We start from the raw sequence: 25,806 nt of genomic DNA on the forward strand, positions 1-25,806 counted from the left end.
TTAGCCGTCCAGGTCATAAGGCTCGGGTGTGGTCCACCGCTCAAACGGGCGGTCCATCCGGTACCGGCCGTCCGGTCCCAGCATCAGTACCCGGAATTCGCCGTTCCCGGGGTTGGAAAGGGCCTCGAACTCGGCGACCGACCAGTGGAACCAGCGCATGCAGAACAGCCGCATCGTCAGCCCGTGCGTCACCAGCAGGACGTTCTCCGGATGGTCGGGGGCCTCGAAGCTGCGGTAGAGGCTTTCCAGGAAGGAGCCGACGCGGTCGTAGACGTCCGCGCCCGACTCGCCCTGGGCGAAGCGGTAGAAGAAGTGCCCGTAGGCGTCCCGGTACGCCTTCTGGAGCCGTACGTCGTCCCGGTCCTGCCAGTTGCCCCAGTCCTGCTCGCGCAGCCGGGGCTCCTCGCGCATGCGCACCCGGGCCGGGTCCAGCCTCAGTTCGCGGAAGGTCTGCAGGGTCCGGCGGTACGGGGAGACGTACGCGCTGATGTGCTCGGTCCCGAAGAGCTCGCGCAGCCGCGCCCCGGCCGCGCCGGCCTGCTCGCGGCCGGACGGGGTGAGCCGCAGGGCGTGGTCGGGTTCCCGCTCGTACACCGTGTCGTCGACGTTACCCTCCGATTCCCCGTGCCGGACAAGGACGATGCGCCGTGGTCGTACCATTCCACGACCCTATTCGGCCGCCGGCCGGGGCACGTCACGGGCACGCCGGTCGGGGCCCCGCTCGTCGTACGGTCATACCGTCCAGGCGGGTTCGAGGTCCACGACGTCCCCGGTGAGCGCCTCGACGTCGGCTTCGGTCTGGGCGCGCAGCGAGAGCCGCTCCACCCGTTCCTGCCGGTACTTGCCGTGTTCGGCCGCGGCGAGCCACATCGACAGGACGAGGAACTCCCGCCCGGGCGCCTCCCCGAAGAGGCCGCGGATCATTCCGGGCGAGCCCGCCATGGCGGGGTTCCACACCTTCTCCTGCATGCGGGCGAAGTGTTCGTCACGGCCTTCCCGCACCCGGGTGTGGGCGACACGGACCACGTCGGCGTCGCTGAAGCGCGGCTCGAAGCCGGTCTTCACGTCGAAGCGGTGGTCGAAGAGCGTGACCCGCGCGTCGGTGAAGGTGCCGTTCTGGGAGGCCGCGAGCCTGTCGTGCGAGCGGGCCATGAACGAGTCGTAGAACGAACGGCTCTCCCAGAACGCGAAGACGTGCGCGACCCCCTGCCGGCCCCGGCTCCAGCCGCCGCCCTGCCCCCGGAAGCCCGGTTCGCCGGGCAGCCCCGCCCATTTGCGCTGCCCGCGCTCGAACCCGCGTCGGTCCGTCACCGTGCAGCGAATCCACTTGACCAGCACCGCGCCATCGTACGGGCCGGGCGGGGCCGGGGTCAGTCCCCGGAGCGGTGGATCCGCACCAGTTCCGCCGCATCCCGCTCGGACAGCCGAATGCCGAACTCCCGCTCCAGCAGTGGGAGCAGGTCCTCCGCCGCCACGGACGCGCGCTCCGTCCGCCCGTCGGGGTACAGGCGGGTCAGCTCCCGTCCCACGAGCGCGACGCGCGCGTCCTCGCCGGGGTACTGGACGATGGCCTGCCCCAGGAAGGAGGAGAGGGGGTGCGAGGAGCTGTAGTGGTTGAGCAGGACGTAGTCGACGGGGTGGTAGCGCTGCGGGGAGAAGGCGTACAGGTCCCGCCACTCGTCCCCGCGCAGGGTCCGCAGCACGAGGACGCCCTCCTCCTCGGCGTGGACGGCGTACGTCCACGCCCCCTGGCGCACCTCTGCGCCGGGGCGCGCGAGCGGGACGGGTTCACGCGGGCCCACGTAGCCGAACCCGGCGTCGCAGAGCCACGGTTCGCCCTCGACGGTGACGACGAGAACCGCGTGCGTCACGGGCAGCAGGGAGTCGCCCCGGGTGCGGTTGCGGGCGCCGCGCCCGGAGACCTCGAAGCCGATCCGCTCCAGGGCAGCGGCCAGCAGCGAGTTCTGCTCGTAGCAGTAGCCGCCGCGGCGGGCGTGCACGAGCTTGTCCTCGATGGCCTTGACCTCCAGCGCGACGGGGCGGCCGAGCAGGACGTCCAGGTTCTCGAAGGGGATGGCGGCGGTGTGGGCACGGTGCACCGCGTACAACGTCTCCAGGTCCGGCCGGAGTTCCCGCCGCCGGGCCCCGCTCCCGTCGCCGTCCGTTGCGCCGATCCCGATGCGCGCCAGGTACGCGTCCAGGTCCAGCTCGTCACCGTTCCACATGGCTCTCCCACTCCCCCACCGTGAAGTCCAGGTCCAGGTCCAGGTCCAGGTCCAGAGCCCGGGATCACCGGGCCCCGCACAATGATCGCGGGTCTGCCACACCGCCGCGACGGCCTGGGCCGCCGCGCTCATGACCTTGTCCGATCGGGTCACCGGCCGTGAGCTGCTCGGCGAGCCGCTCCGCCTGCGCGGCGGGGTCGTCGCCGGAGACGGCGAGTGCCATCCGGAACTGCAGCCAGGGGCGGTCCTCCCTGATGGCCGACCTGCTCGGGTGGAAAAGGAAGAGGTTGATCCGCTCGGGTTCCCACAGCCAGGCGGACACGCCGCCGAGTTCGCATTCCCATGACGGGAGCCAGTCGGTGCGAGCGACGAGGTGGCGCTTCAGCAGGCGGGCGACGGTGCGCGCCGGCCACTCCCAGCTGTGGTCCGTGGCGGCCCGTTCCGCTTCGACGCCCGGTACTGCCGGGCGTCGAAGCGGAACTCGGGCAGGTCCACCTCGTCGTCGTCGGGATTGCGCCATCCGCTCCAGATCACGTCGTCGCCGTCACGACGGACGGTCACGTAGAGGGCGCCGCAGCACTCTTCGGTGCACTGCGCCTCGGCCAGCCGCACCTCGCGCGGCTCGGCGCCGGCCGTGAGCGGTCCGTCCGGCGGCAGGAGGAACCCGGGATCCAGACCCGGCCCTTCCGGGAACGCCTCCGCCAGGATGTCCAGGCCGTCGACCACCGGCCGTACCTCCACCCGGGCGCCCGGCTCGGGAGTACCGGGCACGACGACCCGGAGGGTGAGGGAGTTCTTCTCGTCGTTCACCGGACGATTCTCGGCTCCGCCGCACGGACACATAACGCGAATTCCGCCGCACGGTGTCCGCCGTCCCACCGTCTACGGGAGGCGCGGGCCCCGTCCCCCGCGCGTCCGAAACGCCGGAGAGGGTGCCGGCCCATGGCCGGCACCCTCTCTCAAGCGCGGATCAACGCCCTCGGCGGCAGCTGCTCACCGTCGCGCCGGGCGCGGTTCCGTTCCGGTTCAGCTGCAACCGCTGGTCGAGCCGCAGCCCTCGCAGATGTAGCAGGAGCCGGCGCGCTGCATCTTCGTACCGCAGGAGAAGCAGAGCGGGGCGTCGGCGGAGACGCCGAGCTGCATCTCGACCAGTTCGGCGTTGGAGTGCGCCGTCTTCGGGGCCGGGACGGGAACGATCTCGACCGGCTTCGGGGCGGAAGCGGCCGGGACCGACGCGAGCGGCGCCGACTGGGCGAGGGCCTCGGTGTCGAGCTCCTCGTCCTCCAGCGGCTCGTAGGAGCCGGTGTCGAGGTGGCGCTGACGCTCCTCGGCGGAGTGGATGCCGAGGGCCGACCGGGTCTCGAAGGGCAGGAAGTCCAGCGCCACGCGACGGAAGATGTAGTCGACGATCGACTGCGCCATCCGCACGTCCGGGTCGTCCGTCATACCGGCCGGCTCGAACCGCATGTTGGTGAACTTCGCGACGTACGTCTCCAGCGGGACGCCGTACTGCAGACCGACGGAGACGGCGATGGAGAAGGCGTCCATCATGCCCGCGAGGGTCGAACCCTGCTTGGACATCTTCAGGAAGACCTCGCCCAGACCGTCGTCCGGGTAGGAGTTCGCCGTCATGTAGCCCTCGGCGCCACCGACCGTGAAGGAGGTGGTGATCCCCGGGCGGCCCTTGGGGAGGCGCTTGCGGACCGGGCGGTACTCGATGACCTTCTCGACCGCCGTGCGGATGGTCTCCTCGGCCTTCTCGGTGATCTCGGCCTTCTCCTCCTCCTTCTTCTTGGCGGAGAGGGGCTGGCCGACCTTGCAGTTGTCGCGGTAGATCGCGAGCGCCTTGACGCCCATCTTCCACGCCTCGAAGTAGATCTCCTCGATCTCCTCGACGGTCGCCGTCTCCGGCATGTTGACCGTCTTGGAGATCGCCCCGGAGATCCAGGGCTGGATCGCGGCCATCATGCGGACGTGGCCCATCGCGGAGATGGAACGCTCGCCCATGGCGCAGTCGAAGACCTCGTAGTGCTCGGTCTTCAGACCCGGGGCGTCGACGACCACGCCGTGCTCGGCGATGTGCGCGACGATCGCCTCGATCTGCTCCTCCTGGTAGCCCAGGCGGCGCAGGGCCTGCGGGACGGTGCCGTTGACGATCTGCATCGAGCCGCCGCCGACGAGCTTCTTGAACTTGACCAGGGCCAGGTCCGGCTCGACACCGGTGGTGTCGCAGGACATCGCGAGACCGATGGTGCCGGTCGGCGCGAGGACGGAGGCCTGGGAGTTGCGGAAGCCGTTCTTCTCGCCGAGGCGCAGGACGTCCTGCCAGGCCTCGGTGGCCGCGGCCCAGATCACGTTGTCGAGGTCTTCGGTGCGCGGCGCGACGGCGTTGGCGTCGGCGTGCTGCTTCATGACGCGCTTGTGCGAGTCGGCGTTGCGGGCGTAACCGTCGTACGGGCCGACGATGGCGGCCAGCTCGGCGGAGCGCTTGTACGCGGTACCGGTCATCAGCGAGGTGATCGAGGCGGCGAGGGTGCGGCCGCCGTCCGAGTCGTACGCGTGGCCGGTCGCCATCAGGAGGGCGCCGAGGTTGGCGTAGCCGATGCCCAGCTGGCGGAAGGCGCGGGTGTTCTCGCCGATCTTCTGCGTCGGGAAGTCCGCGAAGCAGATGGAGATGTCCATCGCGGTGATGACCAGCTCGACGACCTTGGCGAAGCGCTCGGCGTCGAAGGACTGGTTGCCCTTGCCGTCGTCGTCGAGGAACTTCATCAGGTTGAGCGAGGCGAGGTTGCAGGACGTGTTGTCCAGGTGCATGTACTCGCTGCACGGGTTGGACGCGGTGATGCGGCCGGACTCGGGGCAGGTGTGCCAGTTGTTGATCACACCGTCGTACTGGATGCCCGGGTCGGCACAGGCCCACGCGGCCTCGGCGAGCTTGCGGAAGAGCGCCTTGGCGTCGACCTTCTCGATGACCTCGCCGGTCATGCGGGCCCGGAGGCCGAACTCGGTGCCGTTCTCGACGGCCGCCATGAACTCGTCGTTCACGCGGACGGAGTTGTTGGCGTTCTGGTACTGGACGGACGTGATGTCGTCGCCGCCCAGGTCCATGTCGAAGCCCGCGTCGCGCAGGGCGCGGATCTTCTCCTCTTCCTTCACCTTGGTCTCGATGAAGGCCTCGACGTCCGGGTGGTCCACGTCCAGGACGACCATCTTGGCCGCGCGGCGGGTGGCGCCACCCGACTTGATCGTTCCGGCGGACGCGTCGGCGCCGCGCATGAAGGAGACCGGACCGGAGGCGTTGCCGCCGGAGGAGAGGAGTTCCTTGGAGGAGCGGATGCGGGAGAGGTTCAGGCCGGCGCCGGAGCCGCCCTTGAAGATCATGCCCTCTTCCTTGTACCAGTCGAGGATCGACTCCATGGAGTCGTCGACGGCCAGGATGAAGCAGGCGGAGACCTGCTGCGGCTGGGGCGTACCGACGTTGAACCACACCGGCGAGTTGAAGCTGAAGATCTGGTGCAGGAGGGCGTAGGTCAGCTCGTGCTCGAAGATCTCCACGTCGGCGGGGGACGCGAAGTAGTCGTTCTCCTCGCCGGCCTTCGTATACGTCTTCACGATCCGGTCGATGAGCTGCTTCAGACCGGTCTCACGCTGCGGGGTGCCGACCGCGCCGCGGAAGTACTTGCTGGTGACGATGTTGACCGCGTTCACCGACCAGAAGTCGGGGAACTCGACGCCACGCTGCTCGAAGTTGACCGAGCCGTCGCGCCAGTTGGTCATGACGACGTCACGGAGCTCCCAGCTGACCTCGTCGTACGGGTGCACGCCCGGGGTGGTGTGGATGCGCTCGATCCGCAGGCCGCCCTTGGCAGCCTTGGTCCCCTTGGTGCGGGAACCTCGCGCCGAGCCGCTCGCCGTCTCTGTCATGCCGCCTCCCATATGCGGGCAAAAACGCCCTAAAGTGCCAGCGATATTCCGCGGCACGGTGCTGTGTGTCTTGTTCTGCGAATTTCGCCGTGCCGAGGCCGGCCGGGCCGCGCCGGGTGCGGCCCCGCCGGTCAGTCGGCGGCGGAGGCGGGCACGGGGACGACCGGGGCGGTCCCTCCGGGCTCGCACTCATGGGGATGAGGCCGCGGCTCGCGCAGTTCCGCGATGGCGGTCTCGAAGTCTTCAAGGGTGTCGAACGCTTTGTAGACGGACGCGAAGCGCAGGTACGCGACCAGGTCGAGCTCCTGCAACGGGCCGAGTATGGCCAGACCCACGTCATGGGTGGTCAGCTCGGCGCTGCCGGTGGCGCGCACCGCCTCTTCGACCCGCTGGCCGAGCTTGGCGAGGGCGTCCTCGGTGACCGGCCGCCCCTGGCACGCCTTGCGGACGCCAGAGATGACCTTGGTGCGGCTGAAGGGTTCGGTCACTCCACTGCGCTTGATCACCATCAGGGAGGCCGTCTCCACCGTCGTGAAGCGACGGGAGCAGTCGGGACACTGACGGCGCCTGCGGATCGACGTCCCGTCGTCCGTGGTGCGACTGTCGACGACGCGACTGTCGGGGTGCCTGCAGAAGGGGCAGTGCACGGTTCCCTCACCCTTCGTTTTGGCACGGCTGAATCACCTCACAGAACCCCTGAACGGCAGGGACCAGGCACTGCCGGGGGCTCGCGAAGCAGCCTCAAGCATATGCGATGCCGGGGCCCTCGACGGACCGAGGACCACAACTTCTGGGTGGCGACGCTCATCCAACCACTAGATCTTGGGTTGCGGCGGATTTACACCGCTCCGCGTGTCGCGGCGTCCGATGCCCGGAGAAGGGGCCCGCCGCTGCCACACTGGACGCGGGCCCGAGAGGTGGCCGTACGACCGGGAAGGGTACCGTAAGCAGCGGACGCGGAGCCGAACCCGCGTTCGGCGGAACGGCCGGCGGGAGACCCCCGCGACCGGCCTCACGGCGGCAGCACCGAACGCCTATACACCCACCGATCTAACCCAGGTGGGGGATCCACGATTTTTCACTCGAACGTGTGTTTGGCGCAACCTTTCGAAAGCTACTACCGTTGTCCAGCTAGGGAGAACATTTCGAGAGGGGCCGACGTGACCACCACCGCAGACAGTGCCACCATCACTGCCCAGAACCGCTCCCAGAGCCGACTTGAGCCGGTGCATGCCATGAACGACGCAAGCCTGAACCCGGAGGCGGAGCCCGTACGCCCCGCACGCTCGCTGCCAGGGCGACCTCCAGGCATCCGCGCCGACAGCTCCGGGCTCACCGACCGGCAGCGGAGGGTCATCGAGGTCATCCGGGACTCGGTGCAGCGGCGCGGCTACCCGCCGTCGATGCGCGAGATCGGCCAGGCCGTCGGCCTCTCCAGCACCTCGTCCGTGGCACACCAGCTCATGGCCCTGGAGCGAAAGGGCTTCCTGCGCCGCGACCCGCACCGTCCCCGGGCCTACGAGGTGCGCGGCTCGGACCAGCCGAGCTCGCAGCCCACCGACACCACCGGCAAGCCCGCCGCCTCCTACGTTCCCCTGGTCGGCCGGATCGCGGCCGGCGGCCCGATCCTCGCCGAGGAGTCGGTCGAGGACGTCTTCCCGCTCCCGCGGCAGCTCGTCGGAGACGGCGAACTGTTCGTCCTCAAGGTCGTCGGCGATTCGATGATCGAAGCCGCCATCTGTGACGGCGACTGGGTCACCGTCCGCCGGCAGCCCGTCGCGGAGAACGGCGACATCGTCGCCGCGATGCTCGACGGCGAGGCCACCGTCAAGCGCTTCCGGCGGGAGGACGGCCATGTCTGGCTGCTCCCGCACAACGCCGCCTACCAGCCGATCCCCGGCGACGAGGCCACCATCCTCGGCAAGGTCGTCGCGGTACTGCGCCGGGTCTGAGACCCCGCCGCCCCCTCCAGCCAGCTCCGGGACCTACTGCGCCGGTCCCGGAGCTGTTCCATGCCCGCGTGCGGGTACGCCCGGTGTGGGTACGGAGACCGGGACGGACCGCTCGCCCGTCCGGCCGCCGCCCCGCTTCGGCCCTTTCCCCTGGTGGCCGCTTCCCGGCGCCGGCTGCTCCGGCTACTTACCGTCGGCCTTGGCGGTCGCGTCGATCGCGGCCAGCGAGCGGCGGACCTGGTTGCGGTCCGTGGTGTACCAGAAGTCCGGCAGGGTGGCCCTCAGGAAGCTCCCGTAGCGGGCCGTGGCCAGCCGGGGGTCCAGCACCGCGACGACGCCCCGGTCCCCGGAGGCCCGGACGAGCCGGCCCGCTCCCTGGGCCATGAGCAGGGCGGCGTGGGTGGCCGCGACCGCCATGAAGCCGTTGCCCCCGTGCTCCTCGACCGACTTCTGGCGGGCGCTCATCAGCGGGTCGTCGGGACGCGGGAACGGGATCCGGTCCATGATCACGAGCTGGCAGCTGGGTCCGGGGACGTCCACGCCCTGCCAGAGCGACAGCGTTCCGAACAGACAGGTCTTCGGGTCGGCGGCGAAGGCCTTGATGAGCTCGCCCAGCGTCTCCTCGCCCTGGAGCAGGATCGGGTTCTCCAGCCTGCCGCGCAGCTCCTCGGCGGCCGCCTTGGCCCCGCGCATGGAGGAGAAGAGACCCAGGGTGCGACCGCCGGCCGCCTCGATGAGCTCCGCCAGCTCGTCCATCATGTCCCCGCGGGTGCCTTCGCGGCCCGGGGTGGCGAGGTGCTTGGCGACGTAGAGGATGCCCTGCTTGGGGTAGTCGAACGGCGATCCGACGTCCAGGCCCCGCCAGACGGGTACCCCGTCCCCCTCGACGCCCTCCGGAGAGAGGCCCAGCGAGGCCGCCACCCCGTTGAAGTCGCCGCCCAGCTTGAGGGTGGCGGAGGTGAGGACCACCGAGCGGTCCTCGAACAGCTTCTCGCGCAGCAGCCCGGAGACCGAGAGCGGTGCGACCCGCAGGGTGGCGCCGAAGCGGTCGTGGCGCTCGTACCAGACGACGTCGTACTCGGAGCCGTTCATGATCCGCTCCGCCACGGAGTGGACGTTCTCGACCGCGGCCAGTGCCTGCTTGCGGACGGCGTCCTCGTCGTGGACGGACTTGTCGCGGGTGGCGCCGATCGCCGAGATCACGTTGCGGGCGGAGTCCCGCAGGGACATCAGCGCGTAGCCGAGGTCCTCGGGAACCTCCTCCAGCCGGCCGGGCAGCGCGAGCTCCATGACCCGCTCGAAGCTCTCGGAGGCGGTCTGGAGGGAGTCCGCCGTCTTCTCGTCGACCAGCTTGGCGGCACGCTTCACTGCCCGGTTGACCTGACCAGGGGTGAGTTCGCCGGTGGCCACCCCCGTCACGCGGGAGACCAGCTCGTGGGCCTCGTCCACGATCAGCACCTCGTGCTGCGGCAGGACGGGGGCACCCTCGATGGCGTCGATCGCGAGCAGCGCGTGGTTGGTGACGACCACGTCGGCCAGCTTGGCCCGCTCGCGGGCCGCTTCCGCGAAGCATTCGGCGCCATACGCGCATTTCGTGGCGCCGAGGCACTCCCGGGAGGAGACGGAGATCTGGCTCCAGGCCTTGTCCGAGACGCCCGGCGTGAGGTCGTCGCGGTCGCCGGTCTCGGTCTCGTCCGCCCAGTCGCGCAGGCGCAGCAGGTCCTGGCCGAGCTTGCTGGTGGGGGTGGCCGCCTCGAACTGGTCGAAGAGGCCCTCCTCCTCGTCCTGCGGCGCCCCCTCGTGCAGGCGGTGCAGGCACAGGTAGTTCGACCGGCCTTTGAGCATGGCGAACTGCGGCCGCCGGCGCAGCTGCGGGTGGAGGGCCTCCACCGTACGCGGCAGGTCACGCTCGACGAGCTGGCGCTGCAGGGCCAGCGTCGCGGTGGCGACGACCACGCGCTCGCCGTGGGCGAGGGCCGGCACCAGGTAGCCGAGGGACTTGCCGGTGCCGGTGCCGGCCTGGATCAGCCGGTGGGAGTTGTCGTCGATCGCTTCGGCGACGGCTTCGGCCATGGCCACCTGGCCGGGCCGCTCCGTGCCGCCGACGGCGGAGACGGCGGCGTGCAGCAGGTCGGGGAGGGAGGGCTTCGTCATAGCAGTGCCAACCCTACGGGGCACCACCGACAGCGGACGCATCGATCACCGATCACGGGTGGTACAGGGGGTTGGCGACGGTGCCGTGGGTGACGGCGTGCGGGCGGTCGGGGCGGTCGCGGTAGCCGTCCTCGTGCAGGCGGTTCCGATTGAGGCAGAGCCGGTCGATCCGCTCGGTGAGCAGGTCGAACAGCTCGTAGCGGTCCTTGAGCTCCGGGAAGCGGGCTTGATGGCGCAGGATCTCCGCCCGTACGAGGGACCAGAAGTCGCTCTCGGGGAGGCCCAGGCGGTCCTCGCAGAGGGCGGAGAGGTAGCGGAAGACACCGACGAACAGTCCCGAGTGGATGAACTGCGTGAGGTAGCCGGGAGGCTCGGTGAGCAGGGCCGCCCTGACCTCGTCGGGCATGGAAGCGTGCTCCGGCAGCGGCTCGCTGCTGATGTTGATGTCGTCGACGAAGTCCTTCACCGCGAGGCGGACCGGTACGTCCTGCTCGTCGAAGATCACGACGGTGTTCTCGCCGTGCGGGGAGAACACGGTGCCGTAGCGGTAGAGGAAGTGCAGGAGCGGGGGCAGCAGGGCGGAGAAGAGGCGTTGCAGCCAGGCGGTGGGCGTGAGCCCGGACCGGGCGACGAGCTCGGCGGTGAAGGCGCGGCCGCGGGGGTCGACGTGGAGGAGGGAGGCGAGGGTACGGGCGTGTTCGCCGGGGGCGAGGTGGCCGGTCAGGGGCTCGCGCCAGATCGCTCCGAGGAGTTCCTTGTACTGGTACGGAACCTCGGGGAGCCGGTCGTAGACGGGGTGGCGGACGGTGACGGAGGCGACCTCGCCGAGCAGGACGACCCCGCACTCGCGGCTCAGGAACGGGTCGGCGTCGCGGAGTGAGTGGATCCAGGCGGTGACGGCGGGGGCGGCGAGGGTGAGGTCGCTGGGCAGGCCGCGCCAGACCATGGTGTTGAAGACGGACAGCGGCAGTTTGACGCTGTGGCGGTCGGGGCGGGTCAGGTTGAGGAACGTACGGATGGACTGCTGCGGGAGCCGTGTGTCGAGGTCGGCGGGGAGCGGAACCAGTGCGCCCGAGGCGAGGGCGGGGGCGAAGAGGGGGAGCACGATCTCGTCCCACTGCCAGGGGTGGACCGGGAGGTAGAGGTAGCCGCGGGGGTCGAGGCCCCGGTCGCGGAGGGCCGTGTCGAAGGCGGTTCGGGTGACGGGGTCGAGTTCGGCCGAGTACAGGCGTGCGGGGTCTTCGAGGCCGGCGGTGCCGCGGTACTCGGCGAGGGAGGTGTGGGCCGCCAGCCACGGCAGGCGCTGTCGGTTGCGGGCCTCGGGCGCCCAGGCCGCGGCGTCGGCGGCGGACCATCCGACGCGGCCCTTGTTCAGGACGAGCCAGGGGTGGCCGGTCTGGTGGCCTTCGAGCTCGGCGTAGTCCAGGTCGGCGAGGACGTCGGCGGTGAGCGCGTGGTGGTCGAGGCGCGCGTCGGCGGCGAGGGTGGCGCTGAGCTCGTGGACGAGGTGGCCGAGGGTGGGGCCGTCGAGGCGCAGGAGGGTGCGGGCCCGGACGAGGAAGTCGTACGGGTCCCCGTAGGCGAGCGGGGGCTGCGTGGAGGGGGGCGCCGGGGTGAGGGTGAGGGTGTCCGGTGTGACGTGCCAGCTTCCGTAGACGCGGCGGCGGGCGCGGAAGCCGAGGGCACTTCCGTCGTCCAGGGCCAGCGTCCAGGCGTCCCCGGCTGCGGCCGGGGCGGGGACGGGACTGACGATCTCCTCGTACGCGAACTCGCCGATCATCTTGGCGAGCAGGCGGCGGGCGGCGAAGTCCCAGGTCGGGCGGTTCAGTTCGGGTGGCGTGCAGGGGTGTTGCGGGGACGGGGGCACGGCGGGACCGGCGGAGTCTGGGGCTGCGGGGAAATTCGGCACGGGACTCCTCGGGATCGGGAACTTTGCTGCGCGGCGCAGAGTTTTCGAAGGGAGAGGTGTTTGAACCACCCGGCGCAGCGGGGCGATCGGAAGGGGGACGGTCGGAGGAAGGACGGTCGGAGGGAGGACGGTCGGAGGGAGGACGGTCGGAGGGAGGACGGTCGGAGGGAGGACGGTCGGAGGGAGGGCTGTCGGAGGGAGGGCTGTCGGAAGGGGGACGGTCGCGGGGAGGACCGTCAGAGGAGATTGCGCAGCGACCGCTCCCGGATCATCAGGGCGGCGCGCTTCTCAGGGAGCTCGATCTCCGCGGAGTAGCGGAAGCCGGCGGTCAGGAAGGCTGATACGGAGGGGGTGTTGCGGATGTCCGGTTCGGCGATGACGCGTGCACAGCGGGGCCGGTGGTCGAAGACGAGACCGGCGACGGCGCGCAGCAGTGTGGCGCCCAGACCACGGCCGCGGTGGGCACGGTCTCCGATGAGCAGGTGGATACCGGTGTCGTGGGGGCGCGCCCGGTAGTGGTGGGAGAGGGGGTCGAGGTCGGCTCGATAGATCTCCCAGTAGCTCATCGGCGTGCCGTCGAGGAGGCCGAGGCAGGGGATGCTGCGGCCGGCCGCGTCGAGCTGCGCCCGCAGGTGGGCGGCTGTGACGGTGGCGGGTCCGGCGAGCTCCCAGTAGGCGGCCACCTCGGGGTCGTTCATCCAGCCCGTCAGGAGCTCCAGGTCGCGGTCCGGCCGGACGGGTTCGAGACGGAAGGCCCCGGCCGGGGTGGCTGCGGTGTCCCAGGCGGCGGGTGAGTCGAGGAGGTCGGCCTCGGCGAGCAGGGGCAGCAGTCGGGCGGAGAGCCGGAGTCCGGTGGGCCGGAATTCGGTGGGCCGGTAAAGGCTGGGGCCGGTGGTGGATGAGGTGCCGGAGTGGGCGGTTGTGTCGGTGGAGGGCATCGGGGCTCTTCTCCGTGTCGGTGGGAGCGCGTCAGTCGTGGAGGGGGTTGGTGATGGTGACGTAGACGGACTGCGTTTCGACGGGGCCCACGAGCTCGTCGAGGCCGCCCAGGCGGGTGAGCAGGTTCGCCTTGCAGCGGAGGGTGGGTGAGTCCAGCAGCTGCGCTGGGAGCGGACCGAGGCCTGCGGCCTTGCCGAGGAAGCGGCGGAAGGCGGCGAGGAGGACGCGCTCGTCGGCGAGCCGCTGGGATCCGAAGGCGCCGATGAGGCCGAACACGTTGTTGATGCCGAGGTAGTAGGCGAAGCGTTCGTCGGTGACGGCGTCACGGACGAAGGTGTCGCTGGCCCTGCCGATGCCGGGGAGTCGCTGTTCCAGTTCGGTGCGCCGGGATTCCCGGAAGTAGTAGCCCTGGTTGTCGCGGAAGCGGCCGCCGACGGGCCAGCCGGCCCGGTCGAGGAGCACGAGGGTGTTCTGCTGATGTGCTTCGAGGGCGATGCCGGCGAGCGCGTCGAACGCGAGGACCGGCAGGACGACGTGGTCGAGGTAGCGCAGGAACCACTCGGCGGCCACGGCGGAGGTGGGGCGTCCGGTGGAGAGGGAGAGCCGGGAGACGGTGTCGGCGAGCCGGGAGCGCATCGTGGTCCTGCCGGGCCACGGGCGGAGGGCGGTGAGTGCGGCGACGCAGACGGCGTCGTCGTCGGAGTGGAAGGGGTTGTGGCGGAGCAGGGCGTCGAGTCCGGGGACGGGGGTGCCGTCCGGGGAGTCGACGGCGACCCAGGCGGGGTCGCGGACGATGTCGAAGCCGGGGTGGGCCGCCTGCCACTGCTCGGCGAGGCCGGTGCGCAGCAGCCGGTGCACCTCGACGCCGCGGTGGAGTTCCTTGCGGAGGTTCTCGCGGCGGGAGTTGGTGATGCGCAGGCCCAGGGAGAGCTTGAGCATCGCGGGGGCGCCGGGGCGGTGGACCGTGCGGACGGAGGAGGTGGGGTACCAAGGGGCGCCGTGGGGGCCCAGGTCGGTGAGGAGTCCCGCGTCGCGCAGGGCGGTGACGGCGGGGCGCTGGAGGAGGTCGCGGGCCTGCCACGGGTGCAGGGGGAGCGCGGTGGTGCCGGCGGGCGTCGGGAGTCCTGGGGCGAGTCGGGCGAGGAGCTGGGAGGCGGAGACGGGGCGGCCCCGTTCGGTCCAGGCGGAGTCGGTGGCGAGGACGGTGGGTGCGACCGCGATCCAGTGCAGGGGGAAGGAGCCGTGGAGTTCGGGTGAGTAGTGGCGTACTTCGGCTTCGGAGAGTCCTTCGCGGCTCTTCGGGTCTGGCTGGAGGGGGTGACCGAGGAGGAGGGACTGTTCTGCGCTGAGGAAGCGGTCCGCCGTGACGGGGGCGGGGGCCTCGGGGCGTTGGCGCCGGTCGGCGATGAACTCGGCGGTGCGGCGCACCGAGTCGGAGACCCGGCCGACGAGGTCGGCGCCTCCGCGGCCCGTGCCCTCGCGGGCGATGAGGGCGGCAAGGGTGACGGCGTCGAGGGCGGGGGCGTGGGTGGGGGCGCCTTCGAGGCGGGCGGGTGCGAAGCGGTGCCAGCCTGATGGGGACCAGTGGCGGACCGGGACGAGCAGGGCGGCGCCGGATGAGGGGAGGGGGATGCGGAGCAGGGTTCCGGCGGGCCCGTCGGGGCGGCCGATGCCGCTCTCGCGGACCCAGCACCGCAGCAGGTTCTCGACCGTGGCTGCCTCGGCCGCCACGGCCGGGTCGGGGTGGTCGAGCAGGTCGGGCAGCACGGCCGGTTCGGGGCCGACAGGTCCTGTACCGCCGGGCCGGGGACGCGGGGTGCCGTCCTTCTGCCGGGGCACGGTGCCCACCGGGGAGATCCCGGCGGGCTGCCGGACCGGGCTCGACTGTCCGGAAGGGGTTGCCGCCGCCGGGGCGGGTTCCTCCGGCAGGTCGGGGGCGAAGCCCGGCCCGGCGGCGATGACCGGGCGGTGTGCCGGGTCGTCCGGCCCGTGCTGCGCCGGATGGCGACCAGGAGCGACGGCTTCCGGCCCCACCCCGGGCGCCGGACCGGCGGGGGTGGGCGTCTGAGGGCGGTGAGGAGGTTCGGGGTCCCGGGCGTGTGCCGGGGTCGAGTCCGGACCCGTCGAGGCGATCGGGGATCCGGAGGCGGGCTGGGCTGCCGGGACGCGGCCGGGGAGTTCGGGTCCCGGGGCTGAATGGGCCGCTGGACCGGTCGGGGCATGGGCGGTTGCCCGGTCCGTCGGGTGGTCCCCCGAAACATGGCTGGGAGGCGCAGGCTCCGGGGCGGCGGCATCGGGCATGCGACGGGGAGCTTCGTACTCCCGGGGGTCACCGGCGGGCGGGGCGGGCTCCGGGAGTGAGCTGCGGCCCGGGCCCGCGGTGGCGGGCAGGGCAGGCGAGGCTTCGGAACCCGTCGGCGCACCGGCGAGAGAGGCGCCCGCAGGGGACGGGGCCGATCCGGGTGCCCGATCCGCGGGAGCGGCCTGGGCCGTCCCCTGCCCCGCCGCGGTGCGGTCCGGGAGCACCGAGTCCAGGGGGGACCCGGGTACGGGGGCGGTCAGGGGCCGGGCGGCGATCCGGTCCGTCGAGGCGGGGGCTGGGCCGGCTACGCAGTCGGTCGGGGTGGAGGTCGGAGTGGTCCTCCGGTCCACCGGGACGGGGGTCGGGGTGGCCATCGGGTCGGCCGGGGCGGAGACCCGGGCGACCATCCCGACCGTCGGGACGGAGACCCGTGCGGCCGTCCCGCCCGTCAGGACGGAGACCGGAGTGGCCATCCCGTCGGTCAGGGCGGGGGTCGGGGTGGCCATCGGGTCGGTCGGGGTGGAGACCCGGGCGGCCATCCGGTCCGTCGGGACGGAGACCGGAGTGGCCATCCCGTCCGTCGGAACGGAGACCGAGGTGGTCATCGGGTCGGTCGGGGTGGAGGCCGGGGTGGGCGTCCGGTCCTCCCGGGCGGAGGCCGGGGCGGCTGGGCGGTCCGGCGGGGTGGGCATCCGGTCCGGGTGGGCGGCTGGGCGGTCCGTCGGGGGGTGGGGGGTGGGGTCGGGCATCGGGGGTCCTTGGGGTGCGGGTCAGAGGGGCCGGCGGGCCGCGGCGGGGAGGGCGTCGGCCAGGCGGTCCAGGACGGCGGTGGCCTGCTCGTCGGTCAGGGTCAGCGGGGGCAGCAGGCGTACGACGCTGGAATCCCGGCCGCCGAGTTCGACGATCAGTCCGCGGTCCAGGCACTCCTGGCGGACGGCAGCGGCGAGGCCGGGGGCCGTGGCTCCCGTGTCGGGGTCGACGAGTTCGAGGCCGATCATCAGGCCGCGACCGCGGACGTCCCCGACGCAGGGCTCGTCGGCCGCCAGCCCGCGCAGGGCCGTGAGCATCCGCCCGCCGAGGACGGCGGCACGCTCGGCGAGGCCGTTGCGGCGGACGTAGGCGAGGGTGGCGGTGCCCGCCGCCATGGCGAGCTGGTTCCCGCGGAACGTTCCGGCGTGGGCTCCGGGCGTCCAGACGTCCAGTTCCGCGCGGTAGACGATCACGGCGAGCGGCAGGCTGCCCCCGATCGCCTTGGACAGCACCATCACGTCGGGCACCACGCCCGCGTGATCGACGCCCCAGAAGGCGCCGGTGCGGCCGACGCCGGTCTGCACCTCGTCGGCGATCAGCGGGATGCCCCGGGCGGCGGTGATCTCCCGCATCCTGCGCAGCCAGCCGTCCGGAGCCGGATGGACACCGCCTTCGCCCTGGACGGGCTCGACGATCATGCCGCTGGGCAGGGGCACCCCGCTCTTGGGGTCGTCCAGCAGGCTCTCGGTCCAACGGGCGGCGATCCGGGCGCCCTCGGGGCCGCCGACCCCGAACGGGCAGCGGTGGTCCTGCGGGTACGGGAGCCGGGTCACCCGTACGTCGGTGGCGCCGCCCGAGGCGTCCATGGCGCCGGAGGTCATGCCGTGGTAGGCCCCGGTGAAGGCCAGCAGCCCGGTGCGGCCGGTGGCGGCGCGGACCAGTTTCAGCGCGGCCTCGACGGCGTCCGTCCCCGCCGGGCCGCAGAACTGGACGCGGGCATCGGCGGCCAGCCCCGTCGGCAGGTTCGCGAACAGCTCGGTGGTGAAGGCGTCCTTGACCGGGGTCGCCATGTCGAGCACGTGCAGCGGAGCCCCGGAGTCGAGGACCCCGCGGATGGCTTCGAGGACGACGGGGTGGTTGTGCCCGAGGGCGAGGGTGCCCGCGCCTGAGAGGCAGTCGAGGTAGCGCCGCCCGTCGGCGCCCTCGATCGTCAGCCCCCGGGCACGTACGGGGACGATGGGCAGCGAGCGGGCGTAGGTACGGGCGGCGGACTCCCGCAGCGCCTGCCTGCGCAGGATGCCCTCGGCGGCGGCCCCGCGGCCCCCCTGTGCCGGGACCATTGGCGGTTCCGGCGGCGGTACCTGCGGCGAGGTCTGTGAAGAGGTGCGTGCGGAGGTCGGCGGCGGGGTCTGCGCCGCGGCTGCGGTCGGCTCGGTCAAGGCCACGACTGTCGGTCCTCCCGCACGGGTTGCTCTTCCGGATTGCGCCTCGAACATGAACGCTGCTGTCCCATCCCCCGTACGTACCAACGACGGTGACGGCGGCGGATCACGGGTCGACGGAAGATCCTTGGCCGTCGGCCCGACGGGAAAGAAGGGAACAAATGGGCAGATCGGGACGGACGGCGCGCCCGTGCGTGACGTCCGGCCGGAGCCCGGAGACAGGAACCGCCGACCCGGGAGCCACCGTCCTTGCTCACGGCGGCATAGTGGGGTGCTGCGATCCACCCGGACGACACCGTCTCAACACCTCGAAACACCAGGGGGACTTACGACATGCGACCGAACCGACCGGTCACCGCGATCCTGTGCGTGGCAGCGCTGGCGCTGACCGCCGCGGCGTGCGGGTCCGGCGACGGCGGGGCTGGCGGCGACGCCAAGCCGACCGTGGCCGCGCCCCCGCCCGCCGCCGCCACGGACGGGATCAAGATTCCGCAGGAACTCAAGGACAGGCTCAAGCAGCACGGGTTCGACATGGAGAAGTGGAAGGGGGGCGCGTGGAAGAACTGGAAGAAGGAGGACTGGCTCCGCGAGGCGGGCGACTACGTCAACCCGATCATCGACGGCCTGTGGGACCCCGACCGCATGCGTGACGCGGAGCAGCCGCAGACCCCGGCGGTCGACCCGGACGCGGGCAAGGACCAGGGCGTCACCGACCCGACGCCGGCCGCCGTGACGGCGAAGCCGGCCTCCGCGCCGTACCACGCGAGCGTTCCCGCCTCCGGCAAGGTCTTCTTCGACGGCCCCGAGGGTTCGATGGTCTGCTCGGCGACCGTGGTGAAGGACCCGGCCCACCCCGGCAAGTCCAACATGGTCTGGACGGCGGGCCATTGCGTCCACGCGGGCAAGGCCGGCGGCTGGTACCGCAACATCGCCTTCGTCCCGTCCTACAACAACGCGGGCCAGCCGGCGGCGGCGCTCAAGGGCGCGCCGCGCGAGCAGGTGGCCCCGTACGGCGTGTGGTGGAGCGACTGGGCGCAGACGTCCGACCAGTGGATCGCGACCGGCGGTCCGACGGGAGGGGCGGGTGCCCCGTACGACTTCGCGGTGCTGCACGTGACCCCGGAGAAGGGCGGCGGCAAGTCGCTGGAGGAGACGGTCGGCTCGGCGCTCCCGGTGGAGTTCAACGCTCCGGCCGTGTCGAAGGTCGCGAGCATCACGGCGACGGGCTATCCGGCGGCGGCTCCCTTCGACGGGCAGAAGGCGTTCCAGTGCGCGGACAAGCCGGGCCGGCTGGCGCTGACGCAGGCGGACCCGGTGATGTACCGGATCGGCTGCACGATGACCGGTGGTTCCTCCGGTGGCGGCTGGGTCGCGGCGGGCGCCGACGGCAAGCCGGCGCTGGTGTCGAACACCTCGATCGGCCCCGCCAAGGCGGGCTGGCTGGCCGGACCCAAGCTGGGCCCGGAGGCCAAGGGGATCTACACGGCGGTCAGCGGCAAGTTCAAGTGAGCCGCGGTACATGACACGACCGAGGGCCCCTCGCCTGCGCGAGGGGCCCTCGGTCATGTGGTGCGGTGTGGTGCCGTGTCCGCTGTTCGGCTACTGCTTGGCGGGCACGTACGGTGCCAGGTCCGCCGCCAGTTCCTGGTGGACCCGGGCCTTGAGCAGGGTGCCCTCCGGGGTGTGCTCCTCGGAGATGACCTCGCCCTCGGCGTGCGCCCGGGCGATCAGCGCGCCGCGGGTGTACGGGACCAGCGCCTCCACCTCGACCTCGGGCCGGGGCAGCTCGGCGTCGATGAGCGCGAGGAGTTCCTCGATGCCCATGCCGGTGCGCGCCGAGACGGCGATGGAGTGCCGTTCGATGCGCAGCAGCCGCTGCAGGACCAGCGGGTCCGCGGCGTCCGCCTTGTTGATCACCACGATCTCGGGCACGTTGACGGCGCCGACCTCGCGGATCACCTCGCGCACGGCCGCCAGCTGCTCCTCCGGCGCCGGGTGCGAGCCGTCCACGATGTGCAGGATGAGGTCGGAGTCGCCGACCTCCTCCATCGTGGAGCGGAACGCCTCGACCAGGTGGTGGGGCAGGTGCCGGACGAAGCCCACCGTGTCGGCCAGGGTGTAGACCCGGCCGGAGGGGGTCTCCGCGCGGCGCACGGTCGGGTCGAGGGTGGCGAACAGTGCGTTCTCCACCAGGACGCCCGCGCCCGTGAGGCGGTTGAGCAGGGAGGACTTTCCGGCGTTGGTGTAGCCGGCGATGGCGACCGAGGGCACCTTGTTGCGGCGCCGTTCCTGCCGCTTGATGTCGCGGCCGGTCTTCATCTCCGCGATCTCCCGGCGCATCTTCGCCATCTTCTCGCGGATGCGGCGCCGGTCGGTCTCGATCTTGGTTTCACCGGGGCCTCGGGTGGCCATGCCGCCACCGCCGCCGCCGCCCATCTGCCGGGACAGCGACTGACCCCAGCCGCGCAGGCGCGGCAGCATGTACTGCATCTGCGCGAGCGCGACCTGCGCCTTGCCCTCTCGGGACTTGGCGTGCTGGGCGAAGATGTCGAGGATGAGCGCGGTCCGGTCGACGACCTTGACCTTGACGACGTCTTCGAGCGCGATGAGCTGGCCGGGGCTGAGCTCACCGTCGCAGACGACGGTGTCGGCGCCGCTCTCCAGCACGATGTCGCGCAGTTCGCGGGCCTTGCCGGAGCCGATGAAGGTGGCCGGGTCGGGCTTGTCGCGACGCTGCATCACACCGTCGAGGACGAGGGCGCCCGCGGTCTCGGCGAGGGCGGCGAGCTCCGCGAGGGAGTTCTCGGCGTCCTGCACGGTCCCGGAGGTCCACACACCGACGAGGACCACGCGCTCCAGGCGGAGCTGTCGGTACTCGACCTCGGTGACGTCTTCGAGTTCGGTGGAGAGACCGGCGACGCGGCGCAGGGCCGCGCGCTCGGAGCGGTCGAGCTGGTCGCCGTCCCGCTCTCCGTCGATCTCGTGGCTCCAGGCGACGTCCTCTTCCATCAGGGCATCGGCCCGAAGGCTCTCGGTGAAGCTCTGCGAGTCCCGCACGTTCTGCGCGTCCCGCGGGTCCTGGGAAGGGGAAGAAGAGGAGGTCATTGGATCCTTACGTCGATTCGATTGCGTCCGCGCCGACCGCGGTCACGGCCCTGGTCACGGTCGGAGACCGGGGGCGTGCCCACGGTCAGGACCAGGTCAGGGCCAAAGGTACCGCTGTGCGTGACCAAACGCTGTCACGTCCAACGTGTGACCACGTCCGGTGATTCCCCGGTCGGATTCCCCGGTCGGCCTCGTCGATGGTGACATGCCCGTTCCTGGCCCGTCATACCGTTTTTCCGGCGGCCGGATCCGCGACGGCCGCCTTCGGAGCCGTCCCGGGGGCTGCCTGGGGGGCTGCCTTGGGGGCCGTCTTCGGGGCCGTCTTCGGGGCCGTCTTCGGGGTCGGCTTCGGCGCCGTGGAGCCGCTCCACTCCGGGTGGCCCGGCATCGGCGGAGTGGTCTGCCCGTAGAGCCACGGCTCCAGGAAGGCCCCCAGGTCGCGTCCCGCCTCCCGGGAGGCCAGGCGTACGAAGTCCTCCGTGCCCGCGGTTCCGTCCTTGTGCTCCGCCACCCAGCTCCGCTCGACCCGGTCGAAGGCCTCGCCGCCGATCTCCTGCCGCAGGGCGTAGAGGATCAGCGCGGCCCCGTCGTAGACCACCGGCCGGAACAGCCCGATCTTCTCCCCCGGGGCCGCCGCCTTCGGGGCCGCCGGGGGGCCGCCCGCGGCCCGCCACTGGTCGGAGCGCTGGTAGGCCTCGCGCATGCGCCGTTCCAGGGAGTACTTGCCGAGGCCGTCCGCGTATAGGGCCTCGTACCAGGTCGCGTGTCCTTCGTTGAGCCACAGGTCGGACCAGGTCCGCGGGGTCACGCTGTCGCCGAACCACTGGTGCGCGAGCTCGTGGACCATGACGGACTCCACGTACCACTCGGGGTAGCCCTCCCCCGCGAAGAGCCCGTTCTCGAAGAGGGAGAGGGTCTGCGTCTCCAGCTCGAATCCGGTCTTGGCCCGGGCGATGAGCACTCCGTAGTTCTCGAAGGGGTAGCGGCCGACCCGCTCCTCCATCCACTCGATGTGCCCCGCGGTCTTGGCCAGCCAGGGCTCCAGCCGCTCCCGGTCCGCGGCGGGCACGACGTCGCGCAGCGGCAGTCCGTGCGGCCCGGTGCGGTGGACCACGGCGGACCGGCCGACCGAGACCTGGGCCAGCTCGGTGGCCATCGGGTGCAGGGTCTTGTACGTCCACACCGCCGCGCCGCCCGCGCGGGCGGCGGGGAGGCTGCTGGGGACCCCGTTGGCGACGACCGTCGTCCCGGCGGGGGCGGTGACCCGGAAGGTGAAGTACGCCTTATCCGCGGGATGGTCGTTGCAGGGGAAGACGCGGTGGGCGGCGTCGGCCTGGTTGGCCATGGCCAGGCCGTCCTCCGTGGGCACCCACCCGCCGTCGGCGCGGCCGCGCGGGTCGCTGGTGTGCCGGACGACGAGGTGCAGCGGCGTTCCCGCGGGCACGGCGTGCGCGGGGGTCAGCACGAGGTCCTCGCCGACGCTGTCGACGCCCGCCGGTTCCCCGTTGACCTCGGCGGAAGCCACCGTTCCGTTGGTGAAGTCCAGGTTGATCCGCTCCAGCGGCTCCAGGGTGCGGGCCTCGATGACGGTGACCGCGTCGAGCGGGGTCAGGTTGTCCTTGTACGTGAGGGAGAGGTCGTACGAGAGGACGTCGTACCCCGGGTTGCCGAGCTCCGGGAACAGCCGGTCGCCGATGCCCAGGGGCTTCGGCGGGGGCAGCACGGCGGCGACGAGGGTCAGGGAGGCCGCCGCGAGGAGGGCGGCGCGCAGGCGCGGGGAGGAGAGCTGCATCCACCACCGCTTACCAGCGCCCGTCGCGCGCCGGCGAACGACGCGCGACGGGGGCACCCGAACGTGTGGCGCCCGCCGTTGGCCTGGCCGCTCACGCCCCCGGCGTACGCCCCCTCACCCCGCGCCGCACCCCCTCTGATCCGGGACCCCGCCCCGGCCCCCGCCCTCCCCCGGAAGTCTCAGGCCCGGCTGACGTCGTAGACGCCGGGCACGTCCCGCATCGCGCGCATCAGGGCGGGCAGGCCCGTCGCGTCGGGCAGTTGCAGCGTGTAGGAGTGCCGGACCCGCTGCTCGACCGGCGGCTCCACTGTGGCCGAGACCACCTCGACCCCCTGACGGGCGATGGCCTCGGTCAGATCGGCCAGCAGGTGTGGGCGGCCGAACGATTCAGCGAGCAGGGTCACGCGGCAGTCCGCGGTGGCCCGCCAGTGCACGGCGACGGAGGTGCGGCCCACGGAACGCATCTGGGCCACGGCCGGACAGTGGATCCGGTGGACGGTGACGGCCCCGCCCCGGACGACGAACCCGGCGACCGCGTCGGGCGGCACCGGCGTACAGCAGCCGGCGAGCCGTACGTGGGCGTCGGGGAGGTCGGCGACGGCGTTGCCCCCGCCGCCCCGCAGCCCGGTGACGGACAGCGGGGCCCGGGGGGCCGCGGTGGCGGGACCGGCGCCGTCGGGATGGGCCGCGAGCCAGCTGCCGATGGCGATCCGGGCGGCGGGGGTCCGGGCGTGCTCCAGCCAGTCGGCGGCCGGCCCGGAGGAGGCGTCGTGGGCGAGGAGCAGCTGCACGGTGTCCCCGTCGGAGAGCGGGGAGGACAGGGAGGTGAGGCGCCCGTTGACCCGGGCGCCGATACAGCCGTGGGCCGCCTCGCCGTACTGGGCGTAGGCGGCGTCGATACAGCTGGCCCCGGCCGGGAGGCTGATCGCGGCGGTGGCGTCGCCGTCCTCGCGGAACACGGTGATCTCGCGGTCCTGCGCCAGCTCCGCGCGCAGCACGCTCCAGAAGGTGTCCGGGTCGGGCGCGGACTGCTGCCAGTCGAGGAGCCGGGAGAGCCAGCCGGGACGGGTGGGGTCGACGCGCTCCTCGTCGCTGTCCGGGGCTTCCGGGCGGGTGCCGGTGGTGTACGGGTTGCCGAGGGCGACGACGCCCGCCTCCGCGACCCGGTGCATCTGGCGGGTGCGGACGATGACCTCGGCGACGTACCCCTCGGGGACGGCGACGGCGGTGTGCAGGGACTGGTAGAGGTTGAACTTCGGGGCGGCGATGAAGTCCTTGAACTCGGAGACGACCGGGGTGAAGCAGGTGTGCAGCTCGCCGAGGACCCCGTAGCAGTCGGCGTTCTCGGCGACGAGGACGAGGATCCGGCCGAAGTCGGAGCCGCGCAGTTCGCCCCGGGTACGGGAGATGCGGTGGACGGAGACGAAGTGCCGCGGCCGTACCTGTACCTCGGCGGCGATCCCGGCGTCGCGCAGGACGGCGCGCACGGAGTCGGCGATGGCGGGGAGCGGGTCGGCGTCACCGGCGTGGGCGGCGATGAGCGCGCGGGTCTGCTCGTACTCCTCGGGGTGGAGGATGGCGAAGACGAGGTCTTCCAGCTCGGTCTTCAGGGCCTGGACGCCGAGCCGTTCGGCGAGGGGGATCAGGACGTCGCGGGTGACCTTGGCGATGCGGGCCTGCTTCTCGGGGCGCATCACGCCGAGGGTGCGCATGTTGTGCAGCCGGTCGGCGAGTTTGATGGACATCACGCGGACGTCGTTGCCGGTGGCGACGAGCATCTTGCGGAAGGTCTCCGGTTCGGCGGCGGCGCCGTAGTCGATCTTCTCGACCTTGGTGACCCCGTCGACGATGAAGCAGACCTCGTCGCCGAATTCCGCGCGGACCTGATCGAGGGTCACGTCCGTGTCCTCGACGGTGTCGTGGAGGAGAGAGGCCGTCAGGGTGGTGGTCTCGGCGCCGAGTTCGGCGAGGATGAGCGTGACGGCGAGCGGATGTGTGATGTACGGCTCACCGCTTTTGCGCATCTGGCCGCGGTGGGAGGTCTCCGCGAGGAGGTAGGCCCGGCGCAGAATGGACAGATCGGCGTCCGGATGGTGGGCACGGTGCGCTTCTGCTACGTGCCCGATCGCGTCCGGGAGCCGGTCCCGGGACGCGGGCCCGAGCAGGGCGGCTCGCCCCAGGCGGCGCAGATCCAGCCGGGTCCGGCCACGTCTGCGCAGCTCAGGACGCATTTCGGCATGTGCTTCGGGGTTCGTGGCCTCTGCACTCATGGGCACCTCCGACGGCTTCGACCGGCGGTGGCGGGCATGGGGTGAGCCCTCAGGGCCGGTGCCTGATGTTACCGACCCCACCACGTGGCGCAGTCCACCTCTCGCTCAGCGTGAAACGGATCACCCATGAGAGGGAATCTTCAGGCGAAAGCCGTTTCGCCGAGCCAGGCCGCCTCGAACTCGCCCGAGGCCACGATGACGGCCGGTCCGGTCATGTCGATCCGCCCGTCGGGGTGCTCGGTGATGGCGAGCGTGCCGCCGGGCAGGTCGACGGTGTACGTGACCGGTTCGCCGGTGACGGCGGGGTCCACGCCGTCACGGCGGATGGCGGCCACGGCGACGGCGCAGGCGCCGGTGCCGCAGGAGCGGGTCTCGCCGGAGCCGCGCTCGTGGACGCGCATGGCGACGTGCCGGGGACCACGGTCGACGACGAACTCGACGTTGACCCCGGTGGGGTAGGCGGAGGCAGGGCTGAACGGCGGCGGGCTGTACAGGTTTCCGGCCTGGTCGAGGCTTTCGACGAACGCCACCGCGTGCGGGTTGCCCATGTTCACGTTCCGCGCCGGCCAGGTGTGCTCGCCGACGGAGACGGTGACCTCCCCCTCGGGGAGTTCGGCGCGGCCCATGGAGACGGTGACGTCGCCGGCCTTGTCGAGGTGGACCTGCTTGACGCCGCCCCGGGTGGCCACGGCGAGGTCGCCGGGCTCGACGTGGCCGGCGTGGTGGAGGTAGCGGGCGAAGACGCGCACGCCGTTGCCGCACATCTCGGCGACGGAGCCGTCGCTGTTGCGGTAGTCCATGAACCACTCGGCCCGGTCGGCCAGGTGTGCCGCGTCGGGGTGGGCGGCGGAGCGCACCACGTGGAGCACACCGTCGGCCCCGATGCCGGCGCGCCGGTCGCACAGGGCGGCGACGGCGCTCGCGGGCAGCTCGATGGCGTTGTCCGGGTCCGGGATGATCACGAAGTCGTTCTCGGTCCCGTGACCCTTGAGGAAGGAGAGGGTGGTGTGCGTCACCCGCCCATGGTACCGAGGGCTTCCGG

At 72.0% G+C, this 25,806-nt stretch carries 18 protein-coding genes; 2 read left to right on the forward strand and 16 right to left on the reverse strand.

Features of this window, described 5'->3' with window-relative positions; genetic code table 11:
- The 7 genes from SLAV_RS10700 to nrdR all read right to left on the reverse strand — a co-directional run bounded on the left by SLAV_RS10700 (position 1) and on the right by nrdR (position 6,796).
- Positions 1-660, reverse strand: a complete 660-nt coding sequence (locus SLAV_RS10700; RefSeq protein ID WP_030239586.1) for a histidine phosphatase family protein — start codon at positions 658-660, stop codon at positions 1-3.
- A gap of 72 nt (positions 661-732) precedes the next feature.
- Positions 733-1,338 carry a YdbC family protein gene (locus SLAV_RS10705; protein ID WP_030239584.1) on the reverse strand — a complete coding sequence of 202 codons (606 nt, stop codon included), beginning with the start codon at positions 1,336-1,338 and terminating at the stop codon, positions 733-735.
- Between the two features lie 32 nt (positions 1,339-1,370).
- On the reverse strand, positions 1,371-2,225 hold the full coding sequence (locus SLAV_RS10710) for an arylamine N-acetyltransferase family protein (RefSeq protein ID WP_030239582.1): 855 nt from the start codon (positions 2,223-2,225) through the stop codon (positions 1,371-1,373).
- A gap of 64 nt (positions 2,226-2,289) precedes the next feature.
- Positions 2,290-2,547: a hypothetical protein gene (locus SLAV_RS10715; protein ID WP_051841404.1), complete on the reverse strand. Its 258-nt coding sequence runs from the start codon at positions 2,545-2,547 to the stop codon at positions 2,290-2,292.
- Positions 2,548-2,606: 59 nt separating this feature from the next.
- Positions 2,607-3,035: a hypothetical protein gene (locus SLAV_RS10720; RefSeq protein ID WP_051841403.1), complete on the reverse strand. Its 429-nt coding sequence runs from the start codon at positions 3,033-3,035 to the stop codon at positions 2,607-2,609.
- A gap of 216 nt (positions 3,036-3,251) precedes the next feature.
- Positions 3,252-6,149, reverse strand: coding sequence for a vitamin B12-dependent ribonucleotide reductase (locus tag SLAV_RS10725; RefSeq protein ID WP_030239580.1), 2,898 nt, complete (start codon positions 6,147-6,149; stop codon positions 3,252-3,254).
- A 131-nt stretch (positions 6,150-6,280) separates the two neighbouring features.
- Positions 6,281-6,796, reverse strand: a complete 516-nt coding sequence (nrdR, locus tag SLAV_RS10730; RefSeq protein ID WP_030239578.1) for a transcriptional regulator NrdR — start codon at positions 6,794-6,796, stop codon at positions 6,281-6,283.
- Between the two features lie 513 nt (positions 6,797-7,309).
- Here nrdR and lexA point away from each other — a divergent pair.
- Positions 7,310-8,101, forward strand: a complete 792-nt coding sequence (lexA, locus tag SLAV_RS10735; RefSeq protein WP_030239576.1) for a transcriptional repressor LexA — start codon at positions 7,310-7,312, stop codon at positions 8,099-8,101.
- A 183-nt stretch (positions 8,102-8,284) separates the two neighbouring features.
- On the opposite strand, the gene SLAV_RS10740 is transcribed toward lexA, so the two are convergent.
- From SLAV_RS10740 to SLAV_RS10760, 5 genes are all read right to left on the reverse strand, one after another.
- A complete protein-coding gene (locus tag SLAV_RS10740) occupies positions 8,285-10,255 on the reverse strand; it encodes an ATP-dependent DNA helicase (protein ID WP_030239568.1) in 1,971 nt (656 codons plus the stop codon).
- 52 nt (positions 10,256-10,307) lie between these two features.
- Entirely contained in the window at positions 10,308-12,164 is a 1,857-nt protein-coding gene (locus SLAV_RS10745) for an IucA/IucC family protein (protein ID WP_078950638.1), read from the reverse strand.
- A 236-nt stretch (positions 12,165-12,400) separates the two neighbouring features.
- Positions 12,401-13,102: a GNAT family N-acetyltransferase gene (locus tag SLAV_RS10750; RefSeq protein ID WP_030239562.1), complete on the reverse strand. Its 702-nt coding sequence runs from the start codon at positions 13,100-13,102 to the stop codon at positions 12,401-12,403.
- A gap of 31 nt (positions 13,103-13,133) precedes the next feature.
- On the reverse strand, positions 13,134-15,062 hold the full coding sequence (locus tag SLAV_RS10755; RefSeq protein WP_030239559.1) for an IucA/IucC family protein: 1,929 nt from the start codon (positions 15,060-15,062) through the stop codon (positions 13,134-13,136).
- 1,113 nt (positions 15,063-16,175) lie between these two features.
- Complete coding sequence (locus SLAV_RS10760; RefSeq protein ID WP_030240080.1) at positions 16,176-17,495, reverse strand: diaminobutyrate--2-oxoglutarate transaminase family protein; 1,320 nt, start codon at positions 17,493-17,495, stop codon at positions 16,176-16,178.
- A 435-nt stretch (positions 17,496-17,930) separates the two neighbouring features.
- On the opposite strand from SLAV_RS10760, the gene SLAV_RS10765 reads away from it, so the two are divergent.
- Entirely contained in the window at positions 17,931-19,106 is a 1,176-nt protein-coding gene (locus SLAV_RS10765) for a trypsin-like serine peptidase (RefSeq protein WP_030240082.1), read from the forward strand.
- A gap of 90 nt (positions 19,107-19,196) precedes the next feature.
- Here the strand turns inward: SLAV_RS10765 and hflX are convergent, their stop codons facing one another.
- The 4 genes from hflX to dapF form a co-directional block, all read right to left on the reverse strand.
- Positions 19,197-20,702 carry a GTPase HflX gene (hflX, locus tag SLAV_RS10770; protein ID WP_030240085.1) on the reverse strand — a complete coding sequence of 502 codons (1,506 nt, stop codon included), beginning with the start codon at positions 20,700-20,702 and terminating at the stop codon, positions 19,197-19,199.
- A 223-nt stretch (positions 20,703-20,925) separates the two neighbouring features.
- Positions 20,926-22,494, reverse strand: coding sequence for a M1 family metallopeptidase (locus SLAV_RS10775; RefSeq protein ID WP_030240087.1), 1,569 nt, complete (start codon positions 22,492-22,494; stop codon positions 20,926-20,928).
- A 179-nt stretch (positions 22,495-22,673) separates the two neighbouring features.
- Positions 22,674-24,764: a RelA/SpoT family protein gene (locus SLAV_RS10780; RefSeq protein WP_030240090.1), complete on the reverse strand. Its 2,091-nt coding sequence runs from the start codon at positions 24,762-24,764 to the stop codon at positions 22,674-22,676.
- Positions 24,765-24,904: 140 nt separating this feature from the next.
- Positions 24,905-25,780, reverse strand: a complete 876-nt coding sequence (gene dapF / locus SLAV_RS10785) for a diaminopimelate epimerase (protein ID WP_030240091.1) — start codon at positions 25,778-25,780, stop codon at positions 24,905-24,907.
- Between the last annotated feature and the right edge of the window lie 26 nt (positions 25,781-25,806).

Origin of the sequence: Streptomyces lavendulae subsp. lavendulae (genome assembly GCF_002803845.1) — a bacterium.
GTDB classification, from domain to species: domain Bacteria; phylum Actinomycetota; class Actinomycetes; order Streptomycetales; family Streptomycetaceae; genus Streptomyces; species Streptomyces lavendulae.